Source organism: Prevotella sp. LCP21S3_D2 (assembly GCF_052118345.1).
Lineage (GTDB): Bacteria > Bacteroidota > Bacteroidia > Bacteroidales > Bacteroidaceae > Prevotella.
On the sequence record NZ_JBQKHJ010000037.1, the window covers coordinates 15,248 to 27,483 of the forward strand.

At 45.4% G+C, this 12,236-nt stretch carries 8 protein-coding genes and 2 pseudogenes; 7 read left to right on the plus strand and 3 right to left on the minus strand.

Going from position 1 to position 12,236, the window contains the following annotated elements:
• The first annotated feature begins 2 nt into the window (after positions 1-2).
• From ACTQ16_RS15205 to ACTQ16_RS15225, 5 genes are all read left to right on the plus strand, one after another.
• On the plus strand, positions 3-2,345 hold the full coding sequence (locus ACTQ16_RS15205; RefSeq protein WP_441938196.1) for a family 20 glycosylhydrolase: 2,343 nt from the start codon (positions 3-5) through the stop codon (positions 2,343-2,345).
• A 16-nt stretch (positions 2,346-2,361) separates the two neighbouring features.
• The gene (locus tag ACTQ16_RS15210) at positions 2,362-5,514 is read left to right on the plus strand and encodes a glycoside hydrolase family 2 TIM barrel-domain containing protein (RefSeq protein WP_441938197.1); all 3,153 of its coding nucleotides are present in this window, start codon (positions 2,362-2,364) and stop codon (positions 5,512-5,514) included.
• 680 nt (positions 5,515-6,194) lie between these two features.
• Positions 6,195-7,625: an undecaprenyl-phosphate glucose phosphotransferase gene (locus ACTQ16_RS15215; RefSeq protein WP_441938199.1), complete on the plus strand. Its 1,431-nt coding sequence runs from the start codon at positions 6,195-6,197 to the stop codon at positions 7,623-7,625.
• Positions 7,626-7,888: 263 nt separating this feature from the next.
• A complete protein-coding gene (locus ACTQ16_RS15220) occupies positions 7,889-8,611 on the plus strand; it encodes a phosphatase (RefSeq protein ID WP_441938201.1) in 723 nt (240 codons plus the stop codon).
• Positions 8,612-8,645: 34 nt separating this feature from the next.
• Positions 8,646-9,191, plus strand: a complete 546-nt coding sequence (locus ACTQ16_RS15225; protein WP_441938204.1) for a beta-class carbonic anhydrase — start codon at positions 8,646-8,648, stop codon at positions 9,189-9,191.
• 22 nt (positions 9,192-9,213) lie between these two features.
• Here the strand turns inward: ACTQ16_RS15225 and ACTQ16_RS15230 are convergent, their stop codons facing one another.
• Positions 9,214-9,360, minus strand: a complete 147-nt coding sequence (locus tag ACTQ16_RS15230; RefSeq protein WP_441938205.1) for a hypothetical protein — start codon at positions 9,358-9,360, stop codon at positions 9,214-9,216.
• On the opposite strand from ACTQ16_RS15230, the gene ACTQ16_RS15235 reads away from it, so the two are divergent.
• Entirely contained in the window at positions 9,351-9,521 is a 171-nt protein-coding gene (locus ACTQ16_RS15235; RefSeq protein WP_441938206.1) for a hypothetical protein, read from the plus strand. The genes ACTQ16_RS15230 and ACTQ16_RS15235 overlap by 10 nt on opposite strands.
• Before the next feature lie 187 nt (positions 9,522-9,708).
• On the opposite strand, the pseudogene ACTQ16_RS15240 reads toward ACTQ16_RS15235, so the two are convergent.
• Positions 9,709-9,948: pseudogene (locus ACTQ16_RS15240) on the minus strand (alcohol dehydrogenase); the annotation flags it as partial.
• Positions 9,949-10,065: 117 nt separating this feature from the next.
• Positions 10,066-11,505, minus strand: coding sequence for an alanine/glycine:cation symporter family protein (locus ACTQ16_RS15245; RefSeq protein ID WP_441938213.1), 1,440 nt, complete (start codon positions 11,503-11,505; stop codon positions 10,066-10,068).
• Positions 11,506-11,660: 155 nt separating this feature from the next.
• Between ACTQ16_RS15245 and ACTQ16_RS15250 the strand changes: the two are divergent.
• A pseudogene (locus tag ACTQ16_RS15250) lies at positions 11,661-12,125 on the plus strand (sulfatase-like hydrolase/transferase); the annotation flags it as partial.
• Positions 12,126-12,236: the final 111 nt, after the last annotated feature.

The window sequence follows — 12,236 nt, forward strand, 5'->3', positions numbered from 1 at the left end:
AAATGAAAAAAATCAATCAACTTTTAGGTTCTTTGATGGCTTGCGTTGCGATGTTGGGAGCTTTCCCAACATCGTCAGCAGCAGCTGATATCAATATTATTCCTATTCCTGTCAAGACCCAGATCCAGAAGGGTGAGTTTGTTCTGCCACAGAAGGTGGTGATTTCTTACCAGACCGCAGACGGTAAGAATATCGCTCAGTACATGGCAGACAAGCTGAAGGCTTCTACCGGCTACGATGTAACCGTTGGTGGCAAGAAGGGCAATATCTCTATTCAGATTTCTCCATCCCTCAAGATGGCAGAAGAGGGCTACCGTCTCACCGTTACAGCCAAGGGTGTAGTCATCAAGGCTAAGACAGGCAAGGGTGCTTTCTATGGTATGCAGAGTTTCATGCAGTTGTTGCCTGCGCAGGTAGAGAGTGCTACCAAGGTGAATGGTGTCAAATGGGTGGCTCAGTGCTGTGACATCCAGGATGCTCCACGTTTCGGTTATCGCGGATTCCATCTTGATCCATGCCGTCACTTCATCACTGTAGAGAACGTAAAGAAGCAGCTCGACCTGATGTCTATGTTCAAGGTGAACACCATGCACTTCCACCTGACCGAGGATCAGGGCTGGCGTATCGAAATCAAGAAATATCCTAAGTTGACCTCTATCGGTGGTTATCGCCTTCAGGGTGACGGCTCTACCTATGGCGGTTTCTATACACAGGAGGAAATCAAGGACATTGTAGCTTATGCAGCTAAGCGCTACATTACCGTGATTCCAGAAATCGACCTTCCTGGCCACATGATGGCAGCCATATCTGCTTATCCTTATCTTTCTTGCAAGGGCGAGCAGTGGACTCCTAGAATGGTATGGGGTGTTGAGGATATCGTGATGTGTCCTGGTAAGGAAGATATGTTCAACTTTCTGGAGGATATTGTTCGCGAAGTGGTACCTTTGTTCCCTGGCAAGTATTTCCACATTGGTGGTGACGAGTGTCCTAAGACCAGCTGGAAGAATTGCCCTACCTGCCAGAAACGTATCGAGGCAGAAGGCTTGCAGGCTGACGGTAAGCACTCTGCAGAGGAAAGATTGCAGAGCTACGTCATCAAGCGCATGGAGAAGATGCTGGCTAAGTACGACAGAAAGATCATCGGATGGGATGAAATCCTGGAAGGTGGCTTGAGCCCTGATGCTACAGTCATGTCTTGGCGCGGCACATCAGGTGGTATTTCTGCTGCTCTCCAGAAGCATGATGTCATCATGACTCCAGGTAGCGGTGGTCTGTATCTCGACCATTACCAGGGTGATTATAAGATTGAGCCAGTTACTATTCCTAGTGCTCCGGCTTATCTTTCAAGAACCTATAATTATGAGCCTGTTCCTGATACCATCAAGTCATTGGGCTTGGAGAAGCATATCCTCGGTGTTCAGTGCAACAACTGGTCAGAGTATATGTATACCAATGCCAAGATGGAGTATCAGATGTATCCTCGTTCTCTGGCTCTTGCTGAGATTGCATGGTCTCCTGCCAAGAAGAAGAACTTCACAGACTTCGCACGTCGTGTAGATGCCAACAGCGTCCGCCTGGATGAGCGTCATGTACGTTATCATATTCCATTGCCAGAGCAGCCATACGGTTCTTGTGACAAGGTTGTGATTACCAAGGATACTGTAGTTACATTCCAGACATCACGTCCTATGAAGATGGTTTATACCTTGGACGGTTCTATTCCAACTCCATCTTCTGCAGTCTATACAGAGCCTATCAAGGTGAGCGGCAATACTACAATCAAGATTGCTACTGTTTTGCCTTCTGGCAAGATGAGCAAGGTGAGAACCATCGATGTAGAAAAGCAGACCTATGCTCCAGCAGTGAAACTCAACGATGCAAAGGCAGGTTTGCAGTTGCGCCGCATGAAGGGAAACTATCTGAAGGTTAATCAGCTGGAATTGGCTGATGCTGAGTGGCAGGACTGTGGTACTGTAGAGAATCTTAACAAGATGAAGGTAAGTCAGCCTGATGATGCTGCAACTTTGCGTGGTGCCAATAATTATGCAGCCATAGCAGAGGGTTACATCAATATTCCTGAGGATGGAGTTTACTATCTCTCTTCCCGTATGGAGCAGGTTTGGATTGACAACAAGCTCGTCATCAACAACGAGGGTGCAGTGAAGGCTGGTACCAACTCAGACAACTCTGTAGCATTGGCTAAGGGCTTGCATCCTGTGAAGTTCGTTTATCTGTGCAATATCGTAGGTGGTTGGCCATCATGGTGGAGCAACCTTACTCTCGAAATGCGCAAGGACAACCAGAAGAAGTTTACCGGCGTAGCTGGAACTCAATATTTCCACTAATATCGGATAATAAATCATGAAAATCAGAACCATCGCAAATGTATCACTTTGTCTTGCCATGCTTTCTATGAGCGGTGGCGTAGCGGCTCAGAGCGAGTCGCGTTGGCAGGACGTGAATATCAATCAGCAAAACAGGGAGCCTCGTCGTGCTTCTTTCTTTGCTTACGAGAACCTTGATAAGGCACAGAACTTTGACAAGAAGAAGTCGGCCAACTACCTTTCCATGGAAGGTATGTGGAAGTTCAACTTCGTGAAGGATCACAACAAGCGTCCTGCCAACTTCTTTGCTGTCAAGTATGATGATTCGCAGTGGAAGGACTTCCCTGTACCGGGATTGTTCGAATTCAATGGCTATGGCGACCGTACCTATAAGAACATCGGTTATGCATGGGCTACCCAGTTTGATCCAAATCCTCCTTACATCAGCGAACTCAACAACTACACCGGCTCTTATCGCCGCACCTTCGAACTTCCAGCAGACTGGAAGGGCAAGGATGTTTATTTCCATGTAGGTTCTGCCACCAGTAACCTGACTCTCTGGGTGAACGGCAAGTACGTGGGATATAGTGAGGACAGCAAGGTGGCTGCCGAGTTTAATATCTCCAAGTATCTCAAGCCAGGAAAGAATCTCATTGCCATGCAGGTGATGCGCTGGTGCGATGGTTCTTATTTTGAAGACCAGGACTATTGGCGCTTCACGGGTATTGCCCGTGAGGTGTATCTCTATGCACGTCCTAAGCTTCATGCAGCTGATGTCCGCCTGAATGCCGGTCTTGAGAATAACTTCAAGGATGGTGTCCTGGATTATCATATCTCTCTTCAGGGAGGCAAGAGCGATGTTTCCATCAGCTTATGTGATAAGGATGGCAAGCAGATAGCTCAGGCAACAGGTGCTAAGGGTACTATCAAGGTGCCGAATGTAAAGCCTTGGACTGCAGAGACTCCTAATTTGTATAAGGTATTCATCACCTTGAAGAATAAGCAGGGCGTATCTGAGGTCATTCCTCAGAAAGTAGGTTTCCGCAATGTGGAAATCAAGAATGCCCAGCTTCTGGTGAATGGTCAGCCTATACTGGTCAAGGGTGCCGACCGTCATGAGATAGATCCTGATGGTGGATATGTCGTTAGCGTAGAGCGCATGATTCAGGACATCAAGATTATGAAGCAGCTGAACATCAACGCTGTCCGTACATGTCACTATCCTGATGATCCTCGCTGGTACGACCTCTGCGATGAATACGGATTGTATATCACAGCCGAGGCAAACCTGGAATCTCATGGTATGGGATATGATGAGAAGTCTCTCGCTAAGTTCCCTGAGTACATCGTGCCTCATATCGAGCGCAACGAGGGTAATGTCAAACCGCTCATCAATCATCCTTCCATCATCGTATGGAGCTTGGGTAACGAGTGTGGTTATGGCGTCAACTTTGAAAAGGCTTACGATTGGGTCAAGGCTTACGACAAGACCCGGCCTGTGCAGTATGAGCGTGGCGGATATGACAGCAAGACTGATATCCACTGTCCTATGTACATAGGTTACGAGGAGAGCGAAAGCTACTGCAAGAGCAATGGTAGCAAGCCATACATCCAGTGTGAGTATGCCCATGCCATGGGTAACTCTATGGGTGGATTCAAGGAGTATTGGGATCTGATCCGCAAGTATCCTAAGTATCAGGGTGGTTATATCTGGGACTTTGTAGACCAGGGTGTTCGCGACAAGAGCCCTATCACCGGCAAGGAAATCTTTACCTATGGTGGTGACTATGGACGTTATCCTGCCAGCGACTACAACTTCAACTGTAACGGTATCATTTCTCCAGACCGTCGCTTGAATCCTCATGCTTATGAGGTTCAGTACTATCTCCAGAATGTATGGATTAAGGATCTGGATGCAGCTAATGGTACTTTCAATGTCTATAATGAGCATTTCTTCAAGTACATTGACGACCTGAAGCTTACTGCAGCAGTCTATGCCAACGGCGTTCTCCTGTCTACAGTAGAGATTCCTGGAACCAAGGGCATTGCTCCTCAGACCACCAGGTTGGTGAAGAGTGATGCTTTGCAGGAGGCTGTTGCCAAGGCAGAAGCAGAGCATGCCAGAGAGGAAATCACCGTCAACTTTGCCTTTGCCAGCGATGGTTCAGAGCCTTTAGTTGACAAGGGACAGGTGATGGCCCGCCAGCAGTTTGTCATCAACGGTTATGAGTTTGACAATGTTGATACACCTATCGCTGAAGCAGCTCCAGCCAAGAAGGGTAAGGCTAAGGTTCAGACCGCCAGCAACCTGGAGGTAGAAGAGACCAATTCCTATGTAAAGGTTACAGCCAAGCGCATGTCGGTTACTGTAGGTAAGTTGACCGGTATGATTGATTATCTCGATGTAGATGGTGAACCAATGTTGAAGTTCCGTGAGAGCATGACTCCAGAGTTCTGGCGTGCTCCTACCGATAACGACTATGGTGCATCCTTGCAGAAGGAGATGAGAGTATGGAAGAACCCTCAGATGACTCTGAAGTCATTCGATAAGAGTGAGGGTCAAGACAGCGTGGTTCTTACTGCAATCTTCGATATGCCTGAGGTTAAGGCACAGCTGGAACTCCGTTACCGCATCAATTCAGAGGGTGAAGTAGCTGTTACTGAGAAGATGACAACCGATAAGGAAGCTAAGGTGGCCGACTTGTTCCGTTATGGTATGCAGTTGCAGATGCCAGCAGCCTTCTCTAAGTTGGAGTACTACGGTAGAGGTCCTGAGGAGAACTACATCGACCGTCATTCTTCCTCTTTCATCGGAAAGTACGAGGCTGACGTAAAGGATGAGTATTATCCATACGTTCGTCCACAGGAGAGTGGTAACCATACCGACATCCGTTACTTCTCTATCTTCAATCCAACCACCGGCAAGGGAATCACCTTCGAGGGGTATGCACCTATGGAGTGCAGTGCCATTCCTTACCTGGTAGAGGATTTGGATGCAGGCATCGAGAAGAATCATGCCTGGGGCCAGCACAGTGGCGACCTGGTAGAAAAGGGCTTGGTTCAGTTGCACATCCAGCAGCGTCAGTACGGTTTGGGCTGTATCGACAGCTGGGGTTCAAAACCAATGGATAAGTATCGCATGCACTATCAAGACCGCAACTTCAGCTTTGTAATCAAGGCTAAGAAATAATAGGCATTAATGAATTATTAAATCCTGGGCATCAGCTGATTGCTCAGGATTTTTTTATTCTGTCCTCATCTCCAAGCATTCTCTGTCTACATCAATCCCCTCACTCTGAATGATGCTGCAAAGATACAAATTCTGGAATCGGCACTTCATACTTGCTCACACTTTCTCATACTTTCTCATACTTGGTGTATCTCTTTAACAGCTTAAGCAAGATACTTGTCTTTCAAAAGTAAGATACTTGCGGTCAAAATCCTGAACTTTAGTGCTGAAAGACTGAACTATGAATATGAATATTGAAAAAACCTGCGTTAAATACATGTATTAACTATCTGTATATCATTTCTTTATATTCTTTCTTGATCGCGCTGTATATCAAAGATGTGAAACCTATAAGTTCAGCTTCAGAAATTCAGAAACACTCCATTTTCCCTAACGCCCCCATTTCTGAATGACGAAGAGGAAATTTTGGCAGGATAGGGCGGTATTTCTGTCTCAATGCCTGTAAATTGTATAGAAAAACACTATAGTCATGTGAATTTTTTGGTTCATTTTGTTTCAAAATGCATTTTTTCTCCAAAATATTTTGTTCGTTCGACATTTATTATTATCTTTGCTCCGTTTAACAACAAATTTGTCTTTTAAAGAATATATCTGGTAAGAACTATAATAATAATGCATATATGATCAATAATAACTACAGAGGAAACGTACTGGTTAGACGTATGGTAACTTGTGCAGATTTCGTCATCCTAAATTGTCTGTTACTTGTCTATACCGAGTATGGAACGCAGATTATCCCTGATTATTTCGATACAGCGACGAAGATTACATTTTTCGTTGCCAATGTTGCCTTGTTCCTAAGCGAGTATAACTACTCAACTATCATTCATATAAGAAAGATAGGTTTCCTCCAGATTTTGAAACGGACATTATGTCTGGCGGCATCTACCGTATTTCTGTTCTTTGTCTTTGTAAGACTACTCAGTCATGGAGGCCAGATGTTCTCTTTTGCAGCTATCTTTGGCGCATCATTTTATTTCTTTCTGATTCTTTCAAGACTCTGCGAACTTAAAATACTGAAGTACTATCGTGCCAGAGGCCGTAACAGCCGTACGGTAGTCTTCGTTGGCAACGATCCGGCAATCAGTGAAATGTATCAGACGATGACCGAGGATCCATCTGCAGGTTATATCGTCAAGGGCTATTATGCTGATGCCGAAATAGCCAAGGCTCCTGACGGTTTAAAGAAAATAGGAAGTCTCAAGGTTCTCAATAGCATTTTGTCGTCTACGATCAATGATACCATTAATGGAGCTCCAAGCAACATTGATGAAGTATTCTGTTGCCTATCTCATAATGATTCTGAACGGATTGTGAAGATTATGCAGTTCTGTGACAAGAACGTGATCCATTTCTACTATCTCCCACGTGTCTTTGGTGAGTATAAATTACATCTGGATGCCCAGAATTTCATGGGCAGAACCGTATATTCCAATCACAAGGAGCCGTTGACTCTCGTTTCTAACCGCATTGCCAAGCGAGCATTCGATGTCGTGGTGAGTGGACTTATCTGTCTCTGCGTTCTGCCGTTCATCCCTATCATAGCTCTCATCATCAAGACCCAGAGTCCGGGACCTATCTTCTTCAAGCAGGCAAGAACAGGTTTGAATGGTGATACATTCTACTGTCTGAAGTTCCGTTCCATGCATGTGAATAAGGATGCAGACAAGGCGCAGGCAACCAAGGATGACCCAAGAAAGTTTGCTTTCGGCAACTTCATGCGAAAGACGAACATCGACGAGTTCCCTCAGTTTATCAATGTCCTGAAGGGCGATATGAGTATCGTGGGTCCTCGTCCTCATATGTTGCATCATACTGAGGTATATGGCAGTTTGATAGACAAGTATATGGTTCGCCATTTCTCCAAGCCTGGTATCACCGGTTGGGCACAGGTTACAGGATTCCGAGGTGAGACCAGGGAGTTGTGGCAGATGGAGGAGCGTATCCGCCGAGACATCTGGTATATCGAGAACTGGTCGTTCTGGCTCGACATCAAGATTATCTTCCTGACAGCCAAGAGCATCATCTTCCCAGATAAGAATGCTTATTAAAAAAAATGATAAGATAAAAAAGAGCGATTCTTGCATTAACTCTGCAGGAATCGCTCTTTTTTGTGAAATCAAGTGAATTTTCAAGATGTTATGAAAATGAAGTATTGTTGCCCCTTTATGATAATAGTTTCGCATTATATGGAGCACATTACCAATGTCTGGCTTCCTGCCTATTTATCATAATGGTCCTTAGAATCTGCATTTTTTGATTAATTAATAGTTGTTTTACTCACATATTTAGCAAATATCATTACCTTTGCACCATGAAAACATTATTAGACGTTCATACACATACAATAGCATCAGGTCATGCCTACAGCAGTTTGCAGGAAATGACCTTAGCAGCAAAAGAAAAGGGGTTGGAAATTCTGGGAATCACAGAGCACGGTCCCAATATCCCGGGTACCTGTGACCCTATCTATTTCAGAAACCTTCATTGCGTTCCACGCCAGCTCTATGGAATCAAACTGATGCTGGGAGCAGAACTCAACATCCTCAATACCCAAGGGGATATCGACCTCGACGAGGATTACTGGCGCATGCTTGACATCCGAATAGCTGGCATTCATAGCCTTTGCTGGCAGGGAGGAACCAAGGAAGAGAACACACATGGTGTCATCAATGCCATGCGCAATCCCTTCGTGCAGATCATCTCACATCCCGGTGACGGTACGGCAGATCTGGATTTCGAGGTATTGATGAAAGTTTCAAAGGAGACGCATACCCTGCTTGAGATTAACAACCACTCCATGGCTCCCATCCGTCACAAGACAGTGGCTGCTCCCAATAATCTGGAACTGTTGGAGCTTGCCAGGAAGTATGAGACTCCTGTCATCTTTGGAAGTGATGCCCATTTCTCAACCATGATTGCCGACTACAGCAACATCATGCCTCTGGTAGAGAAAGCAGAGTTCCCGGATGAGCTGGTTCTCAACTATCAGCCAGAGAAATTCATGGCTTACCTCAAGCCTACCCCAGAGAAATAGGAAAATTTTGTTTCACAGTTCAATTTACACGACTATGATTATAGAAGAAATCATCAAATATAATGAAAACTTCGTGGCCAGCAAGGGCTACGAAAAGTATCTTACGAGTAAATATCCAGACAAGAAGCTTGCCATCCTTTCCTGTATGGATACCCGCCTGACAGAGCTTCTGCCGGCAGCCCTGGGCCTGAAGAATGGAGATGCCAAGTTCATCAAGAATGCCGGTGGACTCGTAATCAGCCCATTCGACTCAGCCATGCGCAGCCTCCTGGTTGCCATCTATGAACTAGGTGTTGAGGAAATCATGGTCATTGCCCACTCCAACTGCGGTGCCTGTCACATGAACGGCCAGCAGATGAAGGAATTGATGTTGCAACGTGGCATCCATCAGGATGTCATCGATACCATCGGACTTTGCGGCATCAATCTCGACCATTGGCTGGAGGGATTCCACGATACTGAGGATTCAGTAAGGAATACAATCAATACCATCCGTACCCACCCTCTCATACCAAAGGATGTCAATCTGCATGGCTATATCATCGACTCACAGACGGGTAAGCTCACTGAAGTAAAATAAAAGCAAAATACGCTTAATATGGCTAAGGATGGTTCTCCTCCAGGATCATCCTTAGTAACTCTTCATTTGCCTCGTTGTTGACCTCAGCATCCTTCAACTCGGAGAAATAGTCAAGCGTAGCGGAACATTCGCCTGGCAGGAGTAAAGGCAAAGGAGGTGATGGCTCCATCTATCGTAGTAGAATCAGCCAACATGAATCTGACTACCAAGGAGTTTTACGAACAGAAAGAATGGAAATTCTCACGCATTCCCGTTTATGACAACAACAAGGATATCATTGTGGGATACGTATTGAAAGATATGGTTCTCAAATCCTCTTCTTGTTGTTAGAATAGATAGGATATGTTGTTGGAAAAGATAGGATATGTTGTTGAGACAGTTAGTATCTCCGGTCGCACAACAGCTGTTGTGCGCTTGCATAACAGCTGATATGCGCATGCACAACACCTGTAGTGCATGTGGTGGTCAACTGTTATGTGCCAACAATTATCCAGACTTATAACACCATCTCTCTAGTTTAACCAGGAAATATCGCAACCTTGATGACTCCATCCTTGCGGTTTTCAAAGACATCGTATGCCTCTTCTATTCTTGAAAGCGGGAAACGATGGGTAATCAGAGGAGTAGTATCTATCTTTCCCTGGGCTATCAAATCAAGGATTTCCTCACAGTCGCATCCATCCACACCTCCCGTCTTGAAGATGAGGTTTTTGCCATACATATCAGGAAGCGGAAGCATCTGCGGCTTGTCATACACGATGGCATCATGCGCATCTATCATCGTAGGCTTCTCCTTCTCAGTGAAGCCAAATTCTCCTTGCTTGATATATGTAAATGCTTTCATTGGATATTAATTATTTTATCAATTAATTTACTACCATGCCTCCAGCTTATCGGCAATCTCCGGCATCTTATCTTTGCAGAATACAGGATTCTTGCCTTCCTTCTTCTGCTGTCGATAATCCTGCAGCAGGAAGACGGCCTGGCGGGAAAGCAGGACGATGGCCACAAGATTGCAGAGCGTGAGAAGAGCCATCGTGATGTCGGCAAAACTCCATGCAAAATCAAGCGATACCACAGCTCCTACCATTACCATCGCAGCTACTGCAAGACGATAGATGAATACACCCAGCTTGGAATCCCTGATATATCTCACGTTGGTCTCGCCATAATAATAGTTGCCGATGATGCTGCTGAAGGCAAAGAGACAGATCATTACAGCCACAAATGGATTGCCGATGCTTCCTATTTCGTGAGTCAAGGCATCCTGCGTCAGCTGAATACCATTGGATGCTGTAACATCTACCCCACTCACCAGTATGATGAAGGCGGTGCATGAACATACCACCAAGGTATCAGTAAACACCCCCAAAGCCTGAATCAAACCCTGCTTTACAGGATGACTCACCGTTGCCACGGCAGCTGCATTAGGAGCACTACCCTCACCAGCCTCATTACTGAACAGTCCTCGCTTGATGCCCTGTATCACCGTAACACCCAACACTCCGCCGGCAGCCTGATTGAAGCCGAAGGCATTCTCCACAATGGCAAGCAACACCTTAGGCAGACTGGTGATATTCCAAATCACGACTCCAACGGCTATCAGAAGATAGACGACAGCCATCACAGGAACCACAGTAGAAGAGAACTTTGCCACGCGCTGGATACCACCGAAGATGATGAGCAGGGTGAGCACCGTGAGCACAATTCCCATGGTAGCAGGTTCGATGCCGAACGCTTTCTGCCAGGCCAGACAGATGGTATTGCTCTGAACAGAATTATAGGCAAAGCCAAAGGTAATGATCATCAGGACGGCAAAGAGAATGCCCATCCATCCCTTTCCAAGACCATACTTCATATAGTAGGCAGGACCTCCAAAGAAGGATGTCTTTCCCCTGCGCTTGTAAAGTTGGGCTAGAGTTGATTCTATGAAAGCCGATGCAGAACCCAGCAAAGCCAGCATCCACATCCAGAATACGGCTCCCGGGCCACCGATGCTGATAGCTGTAGCCACGCCAGCAAGATTTCCCGTACCGATACGACTGGCCAATGCCACCACGAAAGCCTGGAAGGAAGAGATATGTTTCATCTCGCCATTCACCTTTACCTCCATCGACAGTTCATCTTGTCCTATCTCCTCCGGTTGAACCTTGTCGGGATTCAGCAACAGCCTGACCATCTCCTTGATGAGTCGGAACTGTACGAACCTTGTACGCCAAGTGAAAAACAGGGCACAGCATATCAGAACTGTAATGATGATATACGACCAGAGAAAATCGCTAACCTGAACTAAAATATTTTGTAATGAATCTATCATTTGTCTATCAAAATCTGAATATTATTTCTTTTCGACTGCAAAATTACGAATTTAATTTCAAAAATCAGCAAAATATCTGTAAAATAGCAATTTATCATAAAATTATGCAAAAGTAATGCCGTTATCATTTATTTTTCTTACTTTTGTAAAATGACAGACCCAATATCATTTTCATCCTTGCCGATGATCTGGGATATGGCGATATCTCCTGCTACGGCAGCAAGACTATCAAGACTCCAAACATTGATAAACTGGCTGCTACGGGTACTCGATTCAACCAGAGCTATGCCGAGTCAGGAATCAGTTCACCATCACGTTGTGCACTGATGACGGGTAAGAATACCGGCAATAGCCGTATACGTGATAATATGTGCACAGCAGGAGGCATGACTGGTCTGAAAATAACCCCTGAAGGAGACACGACCATCGTTCGCAGAACAAGTCTGCAGCCGCAGGATACGACCATCGCTACGGTATTGCACGCTGCCGGCTACAAAACCTGTCTTGTCAACAAATGGCATCTGGATGGCTATGATCCAAAATCATCACCAATCTATCGTGGTTTTGACGAGTTCTACGGATGGCTGATCAGTACGGTAGAATCCAATTCACCTTACCCTTAATTCCGCAACACTATAATTTAACTTTATTTATAAGTTCCTGAGCAACAAAAAGTTGCCCAGGATTTTGCCATGTCAGAATTTTCACTTATCTTAGTGTTGCAAAAA

Coding starts and splice junctions, on each gene's coding strand:
- ACTQ16_RS15220 (WP_441938201.1), top strand. CDS start 7,889: ATGAAAACATTATTAGACGTTCATACACATACAATAGCATCAGGTCAT.
- ACTQ16_RS15210 (WP_441938197.1), top strand. CDS start 2,362: ATGAAAATCAGAACCATCGCAAATGTATCACTTTGTCTTGCCATGCTT.
- ACTQ16_RS15225 (WP_441938204.1), top strand. CDS start 8,646: ATGATTATAGAAGAAATCATCAAATATAATGAAAACTTCGTGGCCAGC.
- ACTQ16_RS15230 (WP_441938205.1), bottom strand. CDS start 9,360: ATGGAGCCATCACCTCCTTTGCCTTTACTCCTGCCAGGCGAATGTTCC.
- ACTQ16_RS15235 (WP_441938206.1), top strand. CDS start 9,351: ATGGCTCCATCTATCGTAGTAGAATCAGCCAACATGAATCTGACTACC.
- ACTQ16_RS15205 (WP_441938196.1), top strand. CDS start 3: ATGAAAAAAATCAATCAACTTTTAGGTTCTTTGATGGCTTGCGTTGCG.
- ACTQ16_RS15215 (WP_441938199.1), top strand. CDS start 6,195: ATGATCAATAATAACTACAGAGGAAACGTACTGGTTAGACGTATGGTA.